We start from the raw sequence: 21,062 nt of genomic DNA on the forward strand, positions 1-21,062 counted from the left end.
AAACGCTCAATACTAAATGTTTTCGATTCAGTATTGAGCGTTAAAATTACTCTTTTCTACAAAACTCCTCTTTTCATTTTGTCTAAAGTCTTCTCTAAACTACTACTTTCTTGACCATATTTTTTTAAAGTTTCTACCGCATTTGTTTCCCATTGAATCGCTTCTTCTTTTTTTCCAGTCTTATAAAGTAAACAAGCATAAGTATCCATCATCATTGGGTTTTGTTTATGATTTACATCAGGCGAAAGTGCTTCGTAGATCTCCATAGACCTCTTCGACCATCTTAAAGCGTTTGATAAGTTTTCTGAATTGTTGGTATATTTATAATAAGAAAAAGCAACATTATTCAATTGTCGGGCATAACCCATGAAAAAAGGAGTATATGTGATGGACACGACTGCGATACCATTTTGCTCTTTTTTCTTCGTATCAAGTATAGCATTTCGTTCTTTATCTTCTCTTTTTTTCAAATTATCTACCGATATATTCATCAACAAATAATCACAAAAAGCCTGAGAATCTCTTAAATATGCAGTAGTGTCTTTAATAGCTTCAAAGAAGCTAAGTAGATAACTATACTTTTTGAAACTTCCTTTTTCAAAACCATCAGTATTGACATTTTCTATAAAACCACCAATCTGATATGCCAAAGCTTTGTCCTTATTTTTCATTGCAATGGCATTAGTACTTTGTATGATTTTGTTGTTAATATTTACTCTTTCTTTTAAAGAATAAGTAAAAAATAAGCTATCAACAGTTTTTTTAGAAAAAAGATTTAACAAGAGTTTTCTACCAATATTGTTCAGTGGTAAAGCTTGTACTGTGATGAATTTAGCCATTTCAATCGTTGAAAGTTCTGCTAAAGTTTGCATCTGAAGGTATTCATCCACCAATTCATAAGCTTCGATATCAAAATTGTTTCTTTCTTCAATAATTTTTCTAATTAGTTCTTTGCTTCTATCTCCTTTTTTGTATTTCAATTCTAACTCTTTTAAAGGATTGTTCTTTGAAAGTTTAATGGCTTTATCAGCTAATTCTAAATAAAAGGTAGGATCTGAATTGGTAGAGTTTGCTTTTCGTAAAATAAATCCATCAGCATCTAAAAAAATAGAACCCATATTAAAGTTCTCTAGTTGATTTTTTTCGTTGATTTGTTTAAAGATTTCATCTTCTTTTTTTACTGAAACAGCAATAAAATTGAGTGCATATTTTTCTTTCAAAATAATGCTAGAAAGCCCTTGTTGAGCTACTTCATTACATTGATTACAAGTGGCTGCATTTAATTGAACAAAAATGAGTTTTTTGTCTTTTTGGGCTTCAGAGATTAACTTTTCATAAGAAGGGAAATTGTCAAATTGTACTTGTGCACGAAGGTTTGAAAGGGTAAAAAAAGTACATAACAGTACGATGTAAAAAACGGAGTGTTTCATAGTGATAGAAATGTTACAAGTTGAATTAATAAGGTATTTCACAAAGCTACTAAAAAACGCTTATTGTACACTAAGTATTTCACCCATAGTGAAATAAAAGAACTGATAGCATATCATGAAAGTCCGATAGGGAAAAAAGTAATTGAAAAACAACCACTCATCCTAGCTGATTCCATGCAAATGGGTAAAGAATTTGGAGAGAAGCTAGGTAAGAAAGTATATCAACAAATGCTAGAAGAAAAAGGCGAAGAAGAAGAAACCGAAGAAGAAGAAGAAAATAAATAAACCGTAGCACGAGTTTCCAACTCGTGTTTTTTTATGCACTTTATTGATTTTATGACGGAATGAAAATCCGTGTTACGGAATTATTTATAAAGAATAAATGGAATTTATCTTCCTCGATTTCCTAATTCTTATTAATAAAAATTAAAACCCATTAAGGAATCTAGCTTTGTGACTTGGCAAACAAGCCGTGTAATTGGGAACATTGTTTTATGTATTCCAAATTTCCCAAGCTTTTTCTGCTTGTCCGTGAAGCATTTCTAAACCGAAATGAACACCTTTTGCCCCATTTTCCATTCCTTTTTTTAAGAAAGTAGTCTCTAATGGATTATAGACGATGTCATACAACAAGTGCTTATCTGTCAATAAATGATATGGTATTGCTGGAAAGTTTTCTGTTTTAGGATACATTCCTAAAGGAGTAGTATTCACGATAAAAAGATGTTCTTTCATTACTTCTTCAGTTAATTCTTCATAAGTAATGGTGTCTTCTTCTTTCGTTCTTGATACATATTGTGTTGTTAATCCCAAATCTTGCAAAGCTTGAATAATTGCTTTTGCTGCACCACCTTTTCCTAACACTAAAGCTTTCTGAGGTAAGATTTCTTGAAAATCCGCCCACTTTTCTAAAGTCCATCTGAAACCCCAATAATCAGTATTGAAACCTTTAGTAGAACCATCAGGCATGATTTTGATGGTATTAACCGCACCGATTTTTAAAGCGGCTTCATCTACTGCATCCAAAAATGGAATAACGTTTTGTTTATGCGGAATGGTAACGTTCAAACCTTTCAGTGCTGGACTATTACTTTTCAATAAAGCAGGAAAATCTTGAATGTTTTCTAATTCAAATTTTTCATAAGTATGGGTGTCGGCAATGCCTAATTGTTGGAATTTTTCAGTGAAGTATCCTTTAGAAAATGAATGTCCAAGCGGATAGCCAATAAGTCCGTAAAGATTCATGTTGATTGTTTTTTGGCTTGAAGCGTACGCTATAAGCTTTGTTGAAAATTGTTGTTTTTGAATGTATTAATCACTAAATCATTCATTCAAACGCTCAATTAATTACATTCCTTTACTTTCCATGAAAGATTGTAAAATGATTGTCGCAGAGATTTTATCAATATTTCCTTTTTCACGGCGGTCTTTTTTAGAGTATCCGCTCGCAATCATCGCACTCATTGCCATCGACGAAGTAAAACGTTCATCATGCAAATGAATGGGCATTTCAGGAAATGCTTTTTTTAGACCTTTCACAAAGCCTTTTACTTGTGGCGTATTGTTGGTGTCTTCGCCATCTAGGTTTACGGGCATTCCCACAACCATTGCTTCTACTTCTTCACGGGCAACATAGGTCTTCAAGAATTCCAAGACATCTTTACTATGAATGGTATCTAAAGCAGAAGCAATGATTTTTAAAGGGTCAGTTACTGCCAAACCTACTCTTTTACTGCCATAATCGATGGCTAAAATTCTTCCCATTGTATTTGAATTACTTCAACCATTACTCTTTTAAATATTCAAGAGAAAGAAATTGAATTGAAAAATCTTTCTTCTGAATAGGAAAGCTAAGGATGAAGTATTGTTGATTGATAATCTTACAAAGTTACATCATTTTATCGGGCAAATATTTTCCGAAAGGATTCATCGTTATTAAAAAACCTATTCCTGCTGAAAAAGGTAGAATATTATATGCTTTTTAAGAATTTATTGGTATTTTGTTGTTAAAATAATTTTTTGTTTAAAAGATGAAGGAAAATAAGCCCGTAAATAATTCTCCAATGAGTGTCAGAATCCCAATTATCATTGCTTTTACTTTGGTGATAGGTATGCTTGTTGGTGCCAATTTCTTTGGTGGTCAGTCGAGGATGAATAATGTAGCCAAAGGTATTGCCAAGTATCGTGAAGTACTTTCTTTGGTTGAAACCAATTATGTAGATTCTGTCAGTACAGATTCTTTAGTAGAGTTTTCTATCAAAAAAATGTTAGAGAAATTAGACCCACATACTTCCTACTTTTCAACAGAAGATGTAGCAGCGGCACGTTCACAATTGGAATCGGGTTTTGATGGCATTGGTATTGAATTCAATGTTTTTAATGATACCGTCTATGTGGTTAATGCGATGGTAGGTGGGCCATCAGATGCTGTAGGTATCAAAAGTGGCGACCGATTGATTAAAGCAGATGGTGTTTCATTGATTGGGCAAAAAGTAAATTCAAGTTTGATATTTAGTAAACTCAGAGGGCCAAGAGGCAGTGAAGTAAACCTAGAAATTGTAAGAAATGGTGAAAGTAAAGTCAGAACTTTTACCGTTACTCGTGATAGAATTCCTTCTTATTCAATCAATGCAGGGTTTATGCTGGATAGCCAAACGGGATATATCAAAGTTGACCGTTTTACAGAATCTACTTATGATGAATTCAAGAAGGCGTTAACTTCTTTGAAATCGCAAGGCTTGAAAAGATTAGTACTTGATTTGCGTGGAAATCCAGGAGGATATAAAGACCGTGCCGAGAAAATGGTTGATGAATTATTATCTGACGATAGACTGATTGTTTACACAGATGGAAAAGGCACAAAGTTTGATTCGCAAACATTTACTCGTCAAGAAGGTATTTTTGAAAAAGGAGCAGTGATTGTATTAGTTGATGAAAACAGTGCTTCGGCTTCTGAAATTGTAGCAGGAGCTTTACAAGATAATGACCGTGCTTTGATTGTCGGCAGACGTTCGTTTGGAAAAGGTTTGGTACAAATGCCAATTACTTTGCATGATGGTTCAGAATTGAGATTGACCATTTCGAGATATTACACGCCAAGCGGTAGAAGTATTCAAAAACCATACGCTTTAGGAAAAGAAGAAGATTACGAAAAAGACTATGAACAACGAATAAAAAGCGGAGAGTTTTTTAGTTCTGACAGTATCAAATTTAATGAGAAACTAAAGTATAAAACAGTTGCAGGAAGAACAGTGTATGGTGGCGGAGGTATTACACCAGATGTATTTGTGGCAAGAGACACTACTTATTATTCTAAGTATTTAACCGAATTGTTTAGCAAGAATGTCATCAGAGAATATGCCTTGAATTATGCAAACAACAATTTGAAAACTTTAGATAAACTTAGTTTCAAAGATTTTTCAAAACAATTTGTAGTAACAGATGTCATGATGGCAGATTTACAAAAACTGGCAACACAAGCAAAAATTAAATATTCAGCCAAAGATTATGAGCGTTCTGCCAATTATATCCGAGGACAAGTAAAAGCTTTAGTAGCTAGAAATATTTGGCAAAGAAAAACCAACAGAACATTAAATAATGAATATTATCAAGTGTTGATGTCTTTCGATGAAACAGTTCAAAAAGCATTACAAAACTTTGAAAAAGCAGAAAAACTAGCTCGTGGAGAAATGGTTGAAACCCTGACGCATTCGGGTAAACAGTAGAAATATCTTATTAAACTTGCAACATTGAATAGGAGATTAAAAAGAGCATTAATTAGAGAGAATGCAAAGTCACAACGGCAAAGTAGAAAACTAAATTGGGATAAAGTAAAATCATTTATTCGTTTTATGTTTTTACTTTGGATTGGTATCTCTCTGTTTATTTTTGTTATACTTTTATTTCAAGTAGTTGACAGAAATTCGGTCAGAGATGCTGTTTTAAAAAATCCTGTTGAAACTAGAGCGGTTATTGTTAGAAAGAAGAGTTCATTAAGAAGAAGTACTGGTTATCTTGGAGAGTTTAAATTCTCTGTTTCTGGTGAAAGTTATGTAGGTACAACATTTAAAAGTTACGAGGGACAAATTGGTCAAACAATTTGTGTGCAATACCTAGCAAGTAATCCTGAACAAAATATATCATGTAAAGATTTAGCCTATGAATCAATAAAAGAAGACGTTATTTTTTCGTCTCTCAAGGCTTGTTTATTGATAATAGGAGTAACAACTGTTATGTATATTTTCTGGATATTCTTTAACTATAAAGAGTTTTTAAAAGAGTTTACTTAACAATAAAAATCCCCTGAAAACCAAGTTTATAGGGGATTTTTATTAAAAATTGAATGTCAGATTAGTCAATCGTATATCCTTTGTCTTTCAAAATTCTATCTAATAATTTTTTATCGCTATCATTATTAAATACTGTGAATGGCAAGTAAATAAACTGATATTGACCCATATCTAAGATAAATGCTTCTTTGGTTTTTCTAGCATTTTTAATCATATCCCATTTAATAACGCCTCCTTCAGTGTCATTCAATTTCATCAAAATCTGGCGACTATCAATTTCGTAACGGTATTTACTAAAAAGCTGTTTGTATTGTTCTAATTGCGTAACACCTGTAAATTGAATTGCCCAGAAAATCAAATAAGCTAATGCTCCAATAATCGTCAACACATAAATCCAGTAATTATGATAAACACCAGTAAGGTTTACGATTACATTGATAAAAATTAATGCTAAAGGCACAAATCCCCAATACCATTGATTTTTAATGAGTTGCATCATGTTTATTCCGATGAATTTATTTTTTTCAAGGGCAAACTTTTTGGTTTTGATTGCTAATGGATTTGATTGAATTGGTTGTTGTACTCGTCTTTGTTGTGACTGAGCGTATCCTTTTGCCATGTCTATAATAAAATTTGGTGATTCAGAACACAAAGGTACAAAAAATAAGGAAGTTTTGTAGTGAAGAGCTTTATCAGCATCAAATTAATGATTTCATCATAGAATTATTGGGCTGTAATTAATTTAAGTACAAGATGAAATTATGGGTAAATTACCTTTAATGATTTGTTTTAGGTATTTTTGAATGCTAATTTTAACATCTTAATGAATAAATATCCAAGACTTTTCAAGCATTGTAAATTATGGAACTTATCGAAAGCCAAATCCTGAGTCAGACACAAGTACTTCAAAAAATTAGAAGAATTGCTTTTGAAATTTATGAAAATAATTTTGAGGAGTCGGATATTGTCATTGCTGGAATCAGAGGGCAAGGTCATGCTTTTGCTAAATTATTGGCAAGTACCTTGAAAGAAATTTCACCAATTGAAGCCAGTGCGGTGTTGATTGATGTAGATAAAGATGTTACTTACGAAAGTCCAGTTGAGTTTGATTGTGACGAAAGATTCTTAGAACGTAAAACCATTATCGTTGTTGACGACGTACTAAATAGTGGTAGAACATTGGCTTACTCTTTGTCGCCTTTTTTAAGTATTCCAGTAAAACGCATTCAAGTAGCAGTAATTGTTGATAGAAATTACCGTCGTTTTCCCATCATGGCAGACTATGTAGGTTATGAACTTTCAACAACTTTAAGCGAATATGTCTCTGTCGTGCTAGACGACGAAAGCAGAATGGGCGTTTATCTTAAATAAATTTACAGTTGACTGATGATATTCATCAACCAATCTGCTTTAAAAAATAACAATAAAATTGGTAAAACTAATAGTATTGCCAAAGCCAGTTGCTCAGTGCTAAGTTGAAAAGTTTGTCCTTCTTCACTTTCTTTAAAAAACATTAAGAAAGGAATTTTTAAATAGAAGAATAAAGAAATTACTGTATTCAACAAGCCAAAAGCGAAGAGTAATAATAAGATTTGTCTTCCCGATAATTGGTAGGCTTCCCAAAGTGCTGAAAATACGTTGAGTTTCGCAAAGAAACCAGCAGTAGGAGGTAAGCCCGCCAATGAAATCATCACGATTACTACGAGTATTCCGAATAGAGGATTAATTCTTCCTAAACCTTTAAAATTGTCGATAGCAAATTTTGAAGTACTTTCTGGAACATCATTTCCTGTTCTATTAGCCGCTAAATCAATCAATAAAAAGGCTGAAAAATTAGTAAACAAGCTTACAATTAAGTAAAAAACTACACTTTTTACTCCCAATTCAGAAAGCGTTACTAAACCAATCAACATAAAACCTGTATGAGCAATGGTTGAATAAGCCAGTAGTCTTTTGGTATCTTTTTGCCATAAAGCCGAGAAGTTTCCGAAAGTAATACTTGCCAAAGCGATTACAGCAGTAAGTACTTGCAAGTCGTTAGGAACAGCAGAGTAAAAACGAATAATGACAAGAAAAGCCGCAATTTTGGGTGCAACAGCAAAGAAAGCAACAATTGGCGTTGGGGCAGATTGATACACATCTGGCGTCCAGATATGAAATGGACTGGCTGATATTTTAAATAAAAACCCACAAAGTGTCAGTACAATCGCAATGGTTGAGGCAATATTATCTGTTTGAGCAATTCCTCTTGAAAAATCTGGCGAAGCAATGTTTAAAGTGCCCGTCATGCCATATAATAATGACATTCCATAAAGCATAACTGCCGAAGCAGCTGCACCGAAAAGTATATATTTCAAACCACCTTCAGCAGCTTTTCTGGTTTTATTAAATGCTGTAAGAATATAGGATGAAATAGAAACGATTTCGATAGAAAGGTAAATCATTAATAAATTGACTGACATTGTCATTAAATTCAGTCCAATCAAAACACTAATCACTAAAGGGTAGAATTCTCCAGCGTACTTTCTTTTTGAAACATAAATATGAGCCAATAGAAAAAAAACAGAAAGTGTATTTAATGCTTTAAAGAAAATAGCTTTGCTATCTAATATTAGCATTTCGCCAAATAGAAAAGTATCGTTTGTATTCGAAAATTGTAAGATTACTTGATTGAGAGCGATTAAAACAGAAATTAAAGTTATACCCCACAAAGTATTTTGATAAGTATTTTCGTTGGTACTTTCAGATAAATCAGTCTTTTGAGAAGCGTATTTATAAAGGAATAATTCAGCAATAATAAGGAGTAAAAAGACTGCTCCTAAAAATACTTCTGGAGAAATAATATTCAGACTTTCGAGAATATGTTCAAGTAAATCGGCTAAGTATATTTTTTTGGTCATTATTTTTTCTTCGCAAACGTGTTTTATTCTACTATTGTTAGTATTTTTGAGTATAACTTCAATTTTATAAATTATGAATAAAACTAAATTCTACTGGTTGATTCAATTGATATGTTGGACAATTGTTACACTTCTTTCCATTCAACATATTGAATTTGCTGATTTCAGCCAATCTACTAAAACTATTTATCTTTTACTTTATTTTTTTTCTGGACTAATTTCGAGCCACTTTTATAAAGTCATACTCGGTCGATTTCATCCTGATGATATTACTCATCTTCAATATGCACTCTTCCCAATTGTTGGAGGTTTGTCTATAGGCTCAATTTATACCGTTATCGACTATCAACTGTTTAATTATCCAGATCATACTTTTGGAGCTTTCATCGTAGTTTTTCTAAAAAACGTATGGAAAGTATGGCCTTGGTTTATGTTTTTTCATTTGTATCGTTTCCTAAGCATTTATCAAGATAGAAAACAAAGAGAGTCTCAAACAGAAAACGAATTAAGAATATCAAAGCTTGAAAGCCTTAAAAAACAGTTAAATCCTCATTTTTTATTCAATGCTTTGAATAGTATTAAAGCATTAACACTTATTGATAATGTTCAAGCTCGTGAATCTATCATTCAATTGTCTGATTTACTCAGGCTTTCTTTGAACCTTGGTGAACAACAAAAAGCTACATTGAGTGAAGAACTTCGTTTGGCTGAAAATTACCTTTCTCTTGAAAAACTCCGTTTTGATACTCGACTAGAGTATGATTTCCAGATTCAAGAAGACATTGGAAATATTTTAATTATGCCAATGACCTTGAATACACTTTTAGAAAATGCTGTAAAACACGGAATAGGACAATTAAAATCTGGCGGACATATCAGGGTCATTGCCAAAACAGAAAAAGGTTATATCATTTTGAGTGTTGAAAATTCTGGTATTTTTGATCCAAGACCTAAAAGTAATGAGGGCGGTATTGGATTAGAGAACCTAAAAAAACGCCTAGAATTGCAATATGGCGATAATGCTTCATTGAAAATTGTAAATACTCAAGGAAAAGTATCAGCCATTATTAAAATGCCTTATTAGTTAAAATAATTTTAATAGTTCAGAAATGGTAGCATTCGTCAAATCAAAAATGAGATGAGGAAAAATACCAAATACAAAAGCTAAGATTGCTAAAGGATAAAGCATTGATTTTTCTCTAAAAGTTAAGTCTTCTAAAGTTCCTTCAAATTGTCTTACCCAGTATTTTCCAAAGAAAATTCGTTGCAAAGTCCAAAGAAAATAGCCAGCACCTAATACCAAACCAAAGGCAGCAATTGCTGTTAACCATCTTGGAATTAATGGACTATTAAAACCGCCCATCAGCGTGAAAACTTCGCCAATAAAACCAGAAAATGCAGGTAAACCCAATGAGGCAAAAAAGGCAATAGCCGTCATGGCTGTATATAGTGGCATTTTATTGGCTAAACCTTGATAGCTATCAATGCGGCGGTCGTGTGTGCGGTCGTATAAAACCCCCACCAATAAAAATAACATTGCCGAAAGCACTCCATGCGAAAACATTTGATATACCGCTCCGTTAATACCTTCGCTAGTTAATGAACCAATACCTAAGAGTACGAAACCCATGTGCGAAACCGAAGAGTAAGCAATCATTTTCTTCAAATCATTCATGGCTAAAGCGTTGAATGCTCCGTAAATAATGGATAATACGCCAAAGGCTACAATTACAAAAGCGTATTCTGTCGCTACTTCTGGAAAAATTGGATAAGCAATTCTTAAAAATCCGTAGCCACCAATTTTTAATAAAATACCTGCAAGTACAACCGAAACTGGTGTTGGTGCTTCTACGTGAGCATCTGGCAACCAAGTATGCACTGGCACGGCTGGTAATTTAATACCAAAGCCAATCATCAATAAAATAAAAGCTAAAGCACGAGCCGAGAAACTGAAAATCTGTGTTCCTGATAAAATATTTAACCAAGAATCAGGAAGGAAATTACCTGCATCTGGCATAAATCTTAAATCAAAAGTATGTACAATTTGCTCTGAAGGAATTTTTAGGTCTTTCAATAAGTTTTGTACTTCTGTAATAATTTGTGGCGTGATTTCCGAAACATCATTAATTAAACCAATTCTGACAGCCGTTTCTACTGGGTCAACTACAGAAAGGTAAAGGGCAATCATCACAATTAAGATAAAAATAGAGCCAAATAAAGTATAAAGGAAAAATTTGATAGAAGCATATTCTTTTCTTGGTCCGCCCCAAATACCAATCAAAAAGTACATTGGTAAAAGCATGAATTCAAAGAAAAGGTAGAACAAAAACATATCCAAAGCCATAAAACAGCCAATCACCGAACCTGTCAATAACAAGTAAAGTGAAAAATAACCTCTTTCTTTTTGTTCAATTTGGAAAGAAGAAAGAGCACCTACAAACATCACAATGCCCGTCAATAAAACCATAGGCATACTGATACCATCTACACCCAAAAGGTAGTCGATAGAACCAATCCCCAAATTTCCCAATGGTAGCGTTATCCAATCCAATTGTTCAAGGAATTGATAATCGGCAACATCGTGGTTAAAATTTTGGTATAAGTAAATACAAATCGCTAATTCTATCGCTGTAACGCCTAGCGTAAACCATTTGAAATACGCCTTGAATTGGTCTGGAGAAAAAGCCACAACCAACGAAGCAATCAATGGTAAAAATATTAGTACTGATAAAATGGGCATAATGATATAAGAAAAATTGTGTTTGATAGAGTATCAAACGCAATATCAAGATGAAAAAACGATAAAAATTACCAATGCAATCAAGCCTAAAAACGACATGGCTACATAAAGTTGTACTTTACCCGCTTGCACTGAGCGAGTAATTTTTCCGATGAGTCCAGCAAAAAATGCCATTGTATTCGGAATGCCATCAATAAATTTGGCATCAAACCAAGCAATCATATTAGCAATCAATACTTGTAATTTTGCAAATATATTCACGAATCTATCAAGAAAATCTTTGTCAAATATTTGTAACCATGCTGATAATTTCAACACAGGATTAACAAATACTTTTTGATAGAGAACATCCAACGTTGGTACAGTAAATTCAAATACTTTATTTCTTGATACATATCCTAAAGCGATTCCTGCAAAAGCCAAAGCTGTAGAGAGGTAAGCAACCCAGTGGTTTTCGCTTGATTTTTCTATCATTTCAGGTTTCATAAATTCCCAAAACCAAGCACTTTCTGCATTGAGTGGGTTGAAAGTGAATACAAAACCAAGCGATAAAATGGCTAATAAACCGATAGGAAAAGTGATTTTCCAAGAACCTTCATGAATGGCAAATTCATCTGCTTTCTCGTTTCTGAATTCACCAAAGAAAATCATCCAAACCTGACGAGTCATGTAAAATGCAGATAACAAAATACCGATAAAAAATACCACAGAAATTACTTGTAGTGCTAAACTCTGATGTTGTTCCGCCTGTGCGATTACTTGTGCAAGAATAGAATCTTTCGATAAAAATCCAGAAAAGAATGGAATCCCTGCCAAAGCCAAGGAACAGACGATGTAACAAACAAAAGTAAAAGGCAATCTTTTTCGTAAACCTCCCATCAGACGCATATCTTGGGCATCAAAGTCATGTCCGACATGATGGAGTGCATGGATAATTGAACCAGCACTCAAAAATAATCCAGCTTTAAAGAAAGCATGGGTTAATAAATGGAAAATAGACGCATCAGAACCCAAGCCAACCACCATCAAACCTACTTGCGAAATGGTAGAATAAGCTAAAGTCTTTTTAATATCTGTTTGAAAAATGGCATAAACCGAACCCATCAACATCGTTATACAGCCCACAGAAGCTACCATCACAGATTCATCAAAACCCAATAATGGATGAATGCGAGCCAATAAATAAACTCCAGCGACAACCATCGTGGCGGCATGAATCAATGCCGAAACGGGCGTTGGACCTTCCATGGCATCTGGCAACCAAGTATGTAATGGAAATTGTGCAGATTTACCGATACATCCACAGAAAAGCAATAAGCCTGCTACTGGTACTAGCGAAGTATCTGAAACATTCGCCATTTCGGTACTAAATGACAGAAAATTGCTAAGACCAAACAAGTAATAGGCAAGAAAAATCCCTAGTAAAAAACCAACATCACCTACACGATTCACCAAAAAAGCCTTTTTGGAAGCATTCACGGCTTCTGGTTTTTGATACCAGAAACCAATCAATAAGTATGAACTCAAACCTACCAATTCCCAAAAAGCATACATTACCAATAAATTATCGGTCAAAACGATACCCAACATCGAGAATACGAAAAGACTTAAAAATCCGACGTAACGATATTGGTCAGGTTCTTTTTCCATATACTCTAACGAGAAAATCTGTACCAGTAAAGCAATAAAGTTTACCAATATCAGCATCATTAAAGTCAGCGAATCTGTTAAGAAACCAAAAGAGTAAGATTCTTTGCCGAGTATAAACCAATTGAAAACTAAATGAGGATTGGCAATGTGCAGATTTTGACGAAGCAGTAAGATTGAAAAAATAAGGTTGAGCCCTGTTAAAGCGATGCTCAGCCAAGCAGCTGTAGCATTATATTTTTTACCCAACAGAATTGGCACAATAAACCCTGCGAGTGGGGTTAATAAAATGAGCCAAATCAAAGTGGAAGGATTCATATAGCTTAATTACGAAGGATTTGTACTTCTTCGTAGAGATTTTCTTGGAAAATTTCAATTTTTGTGCAAATATACGGGTCAAAATGTATTTACTCCTAATTGAATTTAGATAAAACCCACTAAGTTTGTGGAGTAATGTCAGAATATTTGATATTTATGAGTCATTAATCGTATCTCCTTACTTTGTTTTTAACAGTCTTTACTAACCAAATACCTTTAATACAATGGATAACGCAAAAACAGTAAACTACTCAAGAACGACCATTACAGAGTTAATGATTCCTTCTTATGCTAATTTTGGAGGGAAAATTCACGGAGGAATTTTATTATCATTGATGGATAAGGTGGCTTATGTATGTGCAGCCAAGCATTCGGGAACTTATGTGGTTACGGTATCGGTAGATAATGTTGAATTTAAACAACCCGTAGAAGTAGGAGAGCTTGTTTCATTGCACGCTTCTGTGAATTATGTGGGTAATAGTTCTTTGATTGTTGGTATAAAAGTAGTGGCCGAAAACATCAAAACGGCAAGTGTAAAACATACGAATACTTCTTATTTTACGATGGTTGCCAAAGATGACCACGGAAAATTGACGGCTGTTCCACCATTGATTTTAGAAAGTGATGAAGATATTCGTAGATTTTTGGAGGCACTGAAACGTAAAGAAATCAAGAGTTCGTACAAAGAGTTGTTACACGATGCCAAAACTTGTATGGAAATTGACGAAAACTTACATTTATTAGATGCCGAACGTTGTATTGTAAAACGTGAAAAAGATATGCAGAGCGAGTGGATATAAATTAATTATTAGGTGTTTGGAATCATTTTGAAGCCAAGATAAAATGGCGTATTTTTACAAAATTGATTCCAAATTTATCACAACCTACTGTTTCCAAATCTCTCTAATTGAGAATTCATGATGAAAATATTAAGAGTTATCCTGATTATCCTAGCAATTTTAGCTTCTGTAGCAGTTTTATTTAGATTTTACTATACCAAATCATTTAGTCCATCTTCAACGGCATCATACGAAAAAAATGGTTTAAGTATTACCGTAGATTATTGTCAGCCTTCCAAAAAAGGCAGATTGATTTTCGGAACAGATTCAGAAAAAGCCCTCGTACCTTATGGAAAGTGGTGGAGAACTGGAGCGAACGAAGCAACAGTCATTAAGTTTTCAAAAGATGTAACAATTTCAGGAAAATTACTCAAAGCAGGTACATATACGCTCTTTACCATTCCAGAAAAAGGAGATTGGACAATCATTTTCAATGCTGAAGTTGGGCAATGGGGTTTATCTTATGATGAAAATAAAGACGTTTTGAGAGTACCAGCTCCATCTACACAAACAACAGATAACGCAGAAAAATTTACGATTGATTTCAATGAAAAAGAAGTAGGCGTTGATATGATTTTACATTGGGATACTACAATTGTAAGCGTTCCGATTCAGTAGTTTCATTTTGCATCGAAATCAAAAAATAAACATTTTGCGGTTTTCTTCGGTTTTGACATACTTGAAGTATCTCGTGATATACTTTGAGTATGTCGATAGATACTAAATACCGCAAAATACCGCAAAAAAGTATCTCGTGATATACTTCAAGTATCTCGTGAGATATAAATTACCGCAAAATACCTCAAAAAGGAGTCTCTCAATATACTTGAAGTATGTCGGGAGACTCTTTTTATATCAATAGCTATATTAAAAACACTCCCTCATCAATAGTAAATGAAATATTTTATCTTTCATCTTAAACACTTCACCCCCAATTTTTTCAGCTTCAACCAATTGCTAAACTTATTCAGTTGATTTTTTTTAGTAATTTAAAGCATGGATAAAAATGAAAAATGGATATGTTGGTATAGCTCGCTATTGATTGCCTTGCTTGTTAACGCTACTCGTTTGTTGGCTTTGAGGGAGAAAGGTATTATTGCTCGCTACTGGCAATTTGATTTTGCCGAATACAGTTTTCAATTGTTGTATAATTTGGCATTTTGTGGATTACTTTTTTACCTTAATCTAAATCCTTACCGAAGTTTTGCACAAATTCGTGAGCAAAAGAAATATGGTTTGTATTACTTGTTCAATGCTTTTGCGGTGCTTTTGGCTATCATGGTTGGTACATGGGTGCAGTCGCATTTATTTGCCGAAAATCATCTGAATGGTGTTGTGCGTGCTGGTTATTTAGCTCGTTTTGGATTGAGTACATTACTTGTTGCCATTATTGTTAAGATAATTTTATTGCTCCGAGAAAGTAAACGCAAAGACAATGAACATGAGCAATTGAAAAGCCTTTACTTGGAAGCTCAGTTGGAGTTATTGAAAGAACAACTCAATCCACATTTATTATTCAATTCCCTCAGTAGTTTATCAGGCATCGTTAGGGAAAATCCCAAATTGGCACAATTTTATATTGTCCATCTTTCCAAAGTATTTCGTCATGCCTTGGTGCGTGCTGGAACAAGTTTGGTTACGGTGGAAGAAGAACTTAGTTCGCTCAAATCTTACGAACAACTTATCAAAATGCGTTTTGAAAATGCCTTTAGTGTGTTGATAGATATAGATGAACCATTTTATTCAGCAATGATTCCCCATTTATCTTTACAGCCTTTATTGGAAAATGCTGCCAAACATAATATTACCACGCTTGAAAAACCTTTGTCTGTTCGTATTTATACGGAAGGGAAATGGCTAATTGTGAGTAATAATTTGCAAGAAATAACAACGCCCGAAGGTAGTACTGGTATAGGTTTGGTTAATCTGAATGAGCGTTTTAGATTACTTTTCAATGCTGACATTGAGATTGAAAAAACAAAAGAATCCTTTAGCGTTAAATTGCCTATCAAAATATGAAAGAATTACGCTTAGTATTGGTAGAAGATGAGGTCGTCACTGCCCGAAATTTGGAATATGTATTGAAAAATCTGAACGAAAAAATCAGCATTTTAGCGATACTCCAAAGTGTAAGCGAAGCGATAAACTGGTTCGAGAACAATCAATCACCATACGATTTAGTTTTTATGGACATCAGATTGGCGGATGGTTTATCGTTCGACATCTTTAAAAAAGTAAACATCAATCGTCCAGTTATTTTTGTGACTGCCTATAATGATTACGCCATTCAAGCATTTAAAAATAATGGCATTGATTATATCCTGAAACCATTTGACGAACAGGAAATTGAGCAAGCTTTAGCTAAGTTTGAAAACCTAACAAAACCTTCTGAACAGGAATTGGACGGGAAAAAGTTAGCCCAATTGTTGGACAATGTAAATGCTGGACTAAAATCCTATAAAAAATCTTTCCTTGTTCATCATCGAGATAAGTTATTGCCTTTAGAAACAGCTAAAATTGCTTGGTTTTATACCAGCAACGAAATTGTATATGCTCATACTTTAGATGATAAGCAGTACATCATGGAGTTTTCGATGGAACAATTAGAACAGCAAATCGACCCAGCACTATTTTTCAGGGCGAATCGTCAATTTATTGTCAATCGCAAGGCTATTCTTGAAATTGAATTTTACTTCAATGGTCGCCTTTCTGTAAAAGTAAAACCCGAACCTACTGAACACATCTTAATTAGTAAAGTAAGAGTATCAGTTTTTAAAAATTGGATGAATAATTAAGCTAATTCTGGTATTAAAACACTTCATCCCTCAGTTTGTCAGTTTCACCTGTTTTTCGCTGATATGTATTCTTTTTCTTAGCCAAATTTACATCGTATTTAATCCTAAGAAGATGAAACATTCAATAGAACCTTTTCGCATTTACATACTTCTATTTATTTTTCTGCTGATAAGTGCAGAGATTATTTGGAGTTGGAAAAAACAAAAAGCGGCTTATGAACTAAAGGAAACCCTTGCCAATATGACGATATTCATGGGTTTTCAGTTTTCAAAATACTTGTTTGCGGGTTATCAGCTAAGTACTTTAGGCTTTTTTGCAAAATATTCTTTTGCGACGTTGCCACACACATTGATTATTTTTCTGCTGACTTTTTTCGTCACAGATTTTATTTATTACTGGTTTCATCGGGCATCACATCTTTGGAAACCACTTTGGGCATTTCACCAAGTACATCATTCAGCCATGCGAATGAACCTCACAGCAGCTTATCGGCTGAATTGGTTTTCGGCAATTGTTAGTCCACTGTTTTTTGTACCAGCCGTATTATTGGGATTGCCAGCCGACTTTATCGTACTCTCTTATGCCTTAAATCTTGTGTATCAATTCTTTCTACACACCGAAGTTGTAGGGAAATTGGGACTTGTTGAAAAGGTGTTAGATACGCCTTCTTCCCATCGGGTGCATCACGGCAGTAACCCCATGTATATTGATAAAAATTTTGGGGGAGTACTCATTATTTGGGATAGACTTTTTGGTACTTATCAGCCAGAAACAGAAAAAGTACAGTACGGTTTAACCACAGGATTTTTAAGTTATAATCCCTTCAAATTAGTATTACAAGGTTTTATAGACTATTTCAAAATGTTAAAATTCAAATAAAGTAAATAATAAATCTAAATCAAATATTCACAATTCATTCAACTAAAATCATGAAAAATTACCCAAATTTCAAAATCGTATTAACCGTATTTGCTTTGATGTTTTTACTGATTTCTCAATCATCTTTTGCACAAGGTACTGGAAAACTTAAAGGAAGTTCGGCAGAAGAAAGAGCCAGTTTTCAGACAGAATGGATGAAAGAAAAACTTCATCTTGATTCTGTTCAAGTACAAAAAGTAAAGGATATTAACCTCAAATATGCCTTGAAAAACGAACCAATTATGAAAAGTAGCGATGGTAAATTGGCTAAGTTTCGACAGTTAAAATCGAATCAAAATGAAAAAGAAGCTGAACTCAAAAAAGTATTTAGTAAAGAACAGTTCAAGCAATACGAAGTAATTAAAGACGAATTGCAAGATAAAATGAAGGAAAAAATGCGTAATCAATAAGCTTACAGCAATTAAATTATTCCATAAAACCTCTTCTATTAATCCAAAAAAATGAAAGCAATCCTATTTTTAATCAACCTGATGATAATATTATCTTGTTCAAAAGTTGAAGAAACCGACGTTACTGAGCCAATTGATGATGATTTGCAAGGGCCAATTTCACGCCCAACATCAGGTTATGGTGCTGATGGAACTTACAAAGTAGCAGAAATTAGTTTTCCTAATCCCTTGTATGCTGGTACTTCGGTTAGCATTTTTTATCCAGATGGAGTAAATTCTGCCAGACCAACCATTTTTTATTCACATCCTTATGGTGGAGAAGTGAAAGAATATAACAGAGGACTTTTTGAATTTATAGCCAAGAAAGGATACGTTGTAGTATTTGTTCCTTACCCAACCATAGGTGTAAGTATTGATGCTCGTTATAATACATTATGGGAAGGATTTTCAAAGGCAGTTGCAGATTATCCACAAATTATTGATACCAAGAAAGTAGGTTTTATGGGACATTCTTTTGGCGGAGGGGCTTCAATTGGTTTAAGTTATAAAGCTTTTACCGAAAATGGTTGGGGACAAGATGGTCGTTTCCTATTCACAATGGCACCTTGGTATAATTTTCAGATTACGCCACAACAATTACAAAGTTTTCCAGCCAATACCAAAATGATTACGCAAGTGTATGATGAAGATATTTTTAATGACCATCGTATGGCGATTGATATTTTCAAACATATTAATATTGCAGATACAGAAAAGGATTTTATCTATATAAAACCCTCAATAATTGCTGGTTATACCTATCATACTTATCATAATTTGCCAAACACCAGAAGTGCTTACGATGCACTTGATTACTATGGCGTTTATCGTTTGTTGGATGCCTTGATAGACTATAGTTTTAATAATAACCAAGCGGCTAAAAAAACAGCTTTGGGAAATGGAGCATCAGAACAAATAACAATGCCCAGTTATAAAGGAGAAATAATGACAGCTTTAGAAGTAACTGATAATCCCAGTCCGAAATACAACCAAAGTAAATACGAGTTTCGTTGTGGAAGTGTTGAAAACCCAAGAATATTAAATTGTAATTGATTGACTCCCAAAATCATGAAAAAGAATATTTTATTGCTGTGGTTGTTCTTTGGTTTAGCAGGAAATGCTTTTGCACAAGAACAATACGCTAAACTCAATCAATGGCTTGAAAACAATGTTGATGACATGGGCGGACGAGCTATTTTAATGGTTTATCAAGATGGCAAAATAGTATATAGTCATGCTGTGAATCAGATGAATAATAGGCAGAAAATACTTGGCAAATTGATTGCTTCCCGTCAGGGTAAAACAGCAGATTTTAGTGATTATACTGCTAATTCAAAACAACCCATTGCTAGTTGTAGCAAATGGCTGAGTGCAGCATTAGTGATGACTTTTGTGGATGAAGGCAAACTAAAACTTACGGATACTGTCGGGAAATTTTTGCCTGTACTTTCTAAAAATGGCAAAGGTGCAATTACGATAAAACAATGTTTATCGCATACAACGGGAATTTTATCGCCAGATTTAAGAGAAAACTTGAAAGAAATCAGAGCCATCGGTAGTATGGATGAAGCCATCGAACAGATTGCTCAATATCCAATCGAAGGACAAGCAGGGAAAGTATTTCGTTACAGTAATACAGGTTTGCAGATAGCTGGTGCCGTAATTGAAAAGATAAGTGGAAAATCTTTTGAAACATTATTTGCCGAACGTATTGCATCACCACTTGAGATGAAAAATACCGATTTTGGTAAGGCAAAAGTAGCTTTACCCGCAGGTGGTGCAAGCAGTACGCCCAATGATTATATGAATTTCTTGAAGATGATTCTGAACAAAGGGAATTTTCAGGGGAAACAAATTCTTTCAGAAAAAAGTATTGCTGAAATGCAAGTTAATAGAATCACTGCCGAAGTAAAAGTGGCACATTCACCTACGGAGGCTGGTGGCTTGGGATACGGCTTTGGCGAATGGATGATGGCAAATGGTGCAATTAGTAGTCCGGGACTCTTTGGTAGTTTTCCTTGGATTAATAATGACAAAAAGTACTGTGCATTTTTAATGACCTTTTACCTAAAATCTGATGGCCGACAAGAGAAATACGTTGAACTTAGAAAGTTGGTTGAAGCTTCGTTATTATAAAAATATAAAAACCCCTTTCATGCTGGCGGTGCAATCAGAGGTTTTTATGTGGTGCAATTTCTTGCACTTGATAAGCATCATATCATTTTCCGTCTAATCTTACTTCTGTAATCGTTACAAAAGCACCATTAACTTCGGCGTTGTCAATCGGAGCATCAGTAATAATTACTTTCAATTGCCCTTTAGGAGCATTCGGATCTTGCTCGGTTGCTTCTGGCATTACATTTTCATCATCTTTACTGCATGACCATTGTAAAGTAGCAATTCCGAAAGCCATTAGAGCTTAAATAAGGATTCTTTTAGTTTTCATAAGACATAAGTTTAAGATTTGAATAATTGAATTGGAATTTTGCGTTTTTGGATATTTACCTGTAAATCTAAATTTCTTAATTTGAATCTGTCTGTTTTCGCTCTTTGAGTCTAAAAGAATAATGCTTGGATGATGAAACGCTTGTTGGTTTAAAAGCTTATTTAAGTTGTAAATTATTGATTTTTAGCGTTTTGATTTTATAAGAGCTATGATTCCTTCACATCATTGTGTGATGAAAAACCGAAATTTTAAGCACAAAAAGTTTTTTGGATTTGAAAGAAGAAAAGATA

General features: G+C 33.9%; 21 protein-coding genes. 13 read left to right on the forward strand and 8 right to left on the reverse strand.

Translation table 11 applies throughout. The features are described from left to right. Nucleotides 1–56: 56 nt before the first annotated feature. Complete coding sequence (locus tag HNP25_RS00160; RefSeq protein ID WP_184128290.1) at nt 57–1,430, reverse strand: hypothetical protein; 1,374 nt, start codon at nt 1,428–1,430, stop codon at nt 57–59. A gap of 63 nt (nt 1,431–1,493) precedes the next feature. Here HNP25_RS00160 and HNP25_RS00165 point away from each other — a divergent pair, with 63 nt between their 5' ends. Then, a complete protein-coding gene (locus HNP25_RS00165; RefSeq protein ID WP_184128293.1) occupies nt 1,494–1,715 on the forward strand; it encodes a DUF2059 domain-containing protein in 222 nt (73 codons plus the stop codon). 207 nt (nt 1,716–1,922) lie between these two features. On the opposite strand, the gene HNP25_RS00170 is transcribed toward HNP25_RS00165, so the two are convergent. Both HNP25_RS00170 and ruvX read right to left on the reverse strand, forming a co-directional pair. Further along, nucleotides 1,923–2,675, reverse strand: coding sequence for a shikimate dehydrogenase family protein (locus HNP25_RS00170; protein WP_184128296.1), 753 nt, complete (start codon nt 2,673–2,675; stop codon nt 1,923–1,925). A gap of 102 nt (nt 2,676–2,777) precedes the next feature. After that, nucleotides 2,778–3,194, reverse strand: coding sequence for a Holliday junction resolvase RuvX (gene ruvX / locus HNP25_RS00175; RefSeq protein WP_184128299.1), 417 nt, complete (start codon nt 3,192–3,194; stop codon nt 2,778–2,780). A 266-nt stretch (nt 3,195–3,460) separates the two neighbouring features. On the opposite strand from ruvX, the gene HNP25_RS00180 reads away from it, so the two are divergent. Beyond that, nucleotides 3,461–5,155 carry a S41 family peptidase gene (locus HNP25_RS00180; protein WP_184128302.1) on the forward strand — a complete coding sequence of 565 codons (1,695 nt, stop codon included), beginning with the start codon at nt 3,461–3,463 and terminating at the stop codon, nt 5,153–5,155. A gap of 24 nt (nt 5,156–5,179) precedes the next feature. Beyond that, on the forward strand, nt 5,180–5,719 hold the full coding sequence (locus HNP25_RS00185) for a hypothetical protein (RefSeq protein WP_184128305.1): 540 nt from the start codon (nt 5,180–5,182) through the stop codon (nt 5,717–5,719). 61 nt (nt 5,720–5,780) lie between these two features. Here HNP25_RS00185 and HNP25_RS00190 read toward each other — a convergent pair whose 3' ends face one another. Next, nucleotides 5,781–6,338, reverse strand: coding sequence for a YcxB family protein (locus tag HNP25_RS00190; protein ID WP_184128308.1), 558 nt, complete (start codon nt 6,336–6,338; stop codon nt 5,781–5,783). Between the two features lie 242 nt (nt 6,339–6,580). Here HNP25_RS00190 and HNP25_RS00195 point away from each other — a divergent pair, with 242 nt between their 5' ends. After that, nucleotides 6,581–7,090, forward strand: coding sequence for a phosphoribosyltransferase family protein (locus HNP25_RS00195; RefSeq protein WP_184128311.1), 510 nt, complete (start codon nt 6,581–6,583; stop codon nt 7,088–7,090). Nucleotides 7,091–7,092: 2 nt separating this feature from the next. Here HNP25_RS00195 and HNP25_RS00200 read toward each other — a convergent pair whose 3' ends face one another. After that, a complete protein-coding gene (locus tag HNP25_RS00200) occupies nt 7,093–8,619 on the reverse strand; it encodes an NADH-quinone oxidoreductase subunit N (RefSeq protein ID WP_184128313.1) in 1,527 nt (508 codons plus the stop codon). 73 nt (nt 8,620–8,692) lie between these two features. Between HNP25_RS00200 and HNP25_RS00205 the strand changes: the two genes are divergently transcribed. Next, entirely contained in the window at nt 8,693–9,703 is a 1,011-nt protein-coding gene (locus HNP25_RS00205; RefSeq protein ID WP_184128316.1) for a sensor histidine kinase, read from the forward strand. On the opposite strand, the gene HNP25_RS00210 is transcribed toward HNP25_RS00205, so the two are convergent. Beyond that, on the reverse strand, nt 9,704–11,359 hold the full coding sequence (locus HNP25_RS00210; protein WP_184128319.1) for a complex I subunit 4 family protein: 1,656 nt from the start codon (nt 11,357–11,359) through the stop codon (nt 9,704–9,706). It lies immediately after the preceding gene. Nucleotides 11,360–11,404: 45 nt separating this feature from the next. Continuing rightward, nucleotides 11,405–13,324, reverse strand: a complete 1,920-nt coding sequence (gene nuoL / locus HNP25_RS00215) for an NADH-quinone oxidoreductase subunit L (RefSeq protein WP_184128322.1) — start codon at nt 13,322–13,324, stop codon at nt 11,405–11,407. A 224-nt stretch (nt 13,325–13,548) separates the two neighbouring features. Here nuoL and HNP25_RS00220 point away from each other — a divergent pair, with 224 nt between their 5' ends. From HNP25_RS00220 to HNP25_RS00255, 8 genes are all read left to right on the forward strand, one after another. Continuing rightward, on the forward strand, nt 13,549–14,124 hold the full coding sequence (locus tag HNP25_RS00220; RefSeq protein ID WP_184128325.1) for an acyl-CoA thioesterase: 576 nt from the start codon (nt 13,549–13,551) through the stop codon (nt 14,122–14,124). A 117-nt stretch (nt 14,125–14,241) separates the two neighbouring features. Continuing rightward, the gene (locus HNP25_RS00225; protein WP_184128328.1) at nt 14,242–14,781 is read left to right on the forward strand and encodes a DUF2911 domain-containing protein; all 540 of its coding nucleotides are present in this window, start codon (nt 14,242–14,244) and stop codon (nt 14,779–14,781) included. A 378-nt stretch (nt 14,782–15,159) separates the two neighbouring features. Further along, nucleotides 15,160–16,182 carry a sensor histidine kinase gene (locus tag HNP25_RS00230; RefSeq protein ID WP_184128331.1) on the forward strand — a complete coding sequence of 341 codons (1,023 nt, stop codon included), beginning with the start codon at nt 15,160–15,162 and terminating at the stop codon, nt 16,180–16,182. Next, the gene (locus HNP25_RS00235; RefSeq protein ID WP_184128334.1) at nt 16,179–16,958 is read left to right on the forward strand and encodes a LytR/AlgR family response regulator transcription factor; all 780 of its coding nucleotides are present in this window, start codon (nt 16,179–16,181) and stop codon (nt 16,956–16,958) included. The genes HNP25_RS00230 and HNP25_RS00235 overlap by 4 nt, the downstream gene beginning before the upstream one ends. Before the next feature lie 112 nt (nt 16,959–17,070). Beyond that, nucleotides 17,071–17,838 carry a sterol desaturase family protein gene (locus tag HNP25_RS00240; protein ID WP_184128336.1) on the forward strand — a complete coding sequence of 256 codons (768 nt, stop codon included), beginning with the start codon at nt 17,071–17,073 and terminating at the stop codon, nt 17,836–17,838. Nucleotides 17,839–17,888: 50 nt separating this feature from the next. After that, entirely contained in the window at nt 17,889–18,287 is a 399-nt protein-coding gene (locus HNP25_RS00245) for a hypothetical protein (RefSeq protein ID WP_184128339.1), read from the forward strand. 51 nt (nt 18,288–18,338) lie between these two features. Next, nucleotides 18,339–19,379 (forward strand): alpha/beta hydrolase family protein, encoded by a 1,041-nt coding sequence (locus HNP25_RS00250; protein ID WP_184128342.1) that lies wholly within the window; start codon nt 18,339–18,341, stop codon nt 19,377–19,379. 15 nt (nt 19,380–19,394) lie between these two features. Beyond that, complete coding sequence (locus HNP25_RS00255; protein ID WP_184128345.1) at nt 19,395–20,462, forward strand: serine hydrolase domain-containing protein; 1,068 nt, start codon at nt 19,395–19,397, stop codon at nt 20,460–20,462. 82 nt (nt 20,463–20,544) lie between these two features. On the opposite strand, the gene HNP25_RS00260 is transcribed toward HNP25_RS00255, so the two are convergent. Then, nucleotides 20,545–20,739, reverse strand: a complete 195-nt coding sequence (locus HNP25_RS00260) for a hypothetical protein (RefSeq protein WP_184128348.1) — start codon at nt 20,737–20,739, stop codon at nt 20,545–20,547. Nucleotides 20,740–21,062: the final 323 nt, after the last annotated feature.

This window comes from Arcicella rosea, from assembly GCF_014204325.1.
In the GTDB taxonomy this organism is placed as follows: domain Bacteria; phylum Bacteroidota; class Bacteroidia; order Cytophagales; family Spirosomataceae; genus Arcicella; species Arcicella rosea_A.

Bases quoted from the DNA above. Each gene is read 5' to 3' on its own strand.
- HNP25_RS00220 (WP_184128325.1), top strand. From the start codon at position 13,549: ATGGATAACGCAAAAACAGTAAACTACTCAAGAACGACCATTACAGAG.
- nuoL (WP_184128322.1), bottom strand. From the start codon at position 13,324: ATGAATCCTTCCACTTTGATTTGGCTCATTTTATTAACCCCACTCGCA.
- HNP25_RS00205 (WP_184128316.1), top strand. From the start codon at position 8,693: ATGAATAAAACTAAATTCTACTGGTTGATTCAATTGATATGTTGGACA.
- HNP25_RS00210 (WP_184128319.1), bottom strand. From the start codon at position 11,359: ATGCCCATTTTATCAGTACTAATATTTTTACCATTGATTGCTTCGTTG.
- HNP25_RS00200 (WP_184128313.1), bottom strand. From the start codon at position 8,619: ATGACCAAAAAAATATACTTAGCCGATTTACTTGAACATATTCTCGAA.
- HNP25_RS00230 (WP_184128331.1), top strand. From the start codon at position 15,160: ATGGATAAAAATGAAAAATGGATATGTTGGTATAGCTCGCTATTGATT.
- HNP25_RS00245 (WP_184128339.1), top strand. From the start codon at position 17,889: ATGAAAAATTACCCAAATTTCAAAATCGTATTAACCGTATTTGCTTTG.
- HNP25_RS00195 (WP_184128311.1), top strand. From the start codon at position 6,581: ATGGAACTTATCGAAAGCCAAATCCTGAGTCAGACACAAGTACTTCAA.
- HNP25_RS00235 (WP_184128334.1), top strand. From the start codon at position 16,179: ATGAAAGAATTACGCTTAGTATTGGTAGAAGATGAGGTCGTCACTGCC.
- ruvX (WP_184128299.1), bottom strand. From the start codon at position 3,194: ATGGGAAGAATTTTAGCCATCGATTATGGCAGTAAAAGAGTAGGTTTG.
- HNP25_RS00255 (WP_184128345.1), top strand. From the start codon at position 19,395: ATGAAAAAGAATATTTTATTGCTGTGGTTGTTCTTTGGTTTAGCAGGA.
- HNP25_RS00250 (WP_184128342.1), top strand. From the start codon at position 18,339: ATGAAAGCAATCCTATTTTTAATCAACCTGATGATAATATTATCTTGT.
- HNP25_RS00170 (WP_184128296.1), bottom strand. From the start codon at position 2,675: ATGAATCTTTACGGACTTATTGGCTATCCGCTTGGACATTCATTTTCT.
- HNP25_RS00160 (WP_184128290.1), bottom strand. From the start codon at position 1,430: ATGAAACACTCCGTTTTTTACATCGTACTGTTATGTACTTTTTTTACC.
- HNP25_RS00240 (WP_184128336.1), top strand. From the start codon at position 17,071: ATGAAACATTCAATAGAACCTTTTCGCATTTACATACTTCTATTTATT.
- HNP25_RS00190 (WP_184128308.1), bottom strand. From the start codon at position 6,338: ATGGCAAAAGGATACGCTCAGTCACAACAAAGACGAGTACAACAACCA.
- HNP25_RS00180 (WP_184128302.1), top strand. From the start codon at position 3,461: ATGAAGGAAAATAAGCCCGTAAATAATTCTCCAATGAGTGTCAGAATC.
- HNP25_RS00260 (WP_184128348.1), bottom strand. From the start codon at position 20,739: ATGGCTTTCGGAATTGCTACTTTACAATGGTCATGCAGTAAAGATGAT.
- HNP25_RS00225 (WP_184128328.1), top strand. From the start codon at position 14,242: ATGATGAAAATATTAAGAGTTATCCTGATTATCCTAGCAATTTTAGCT.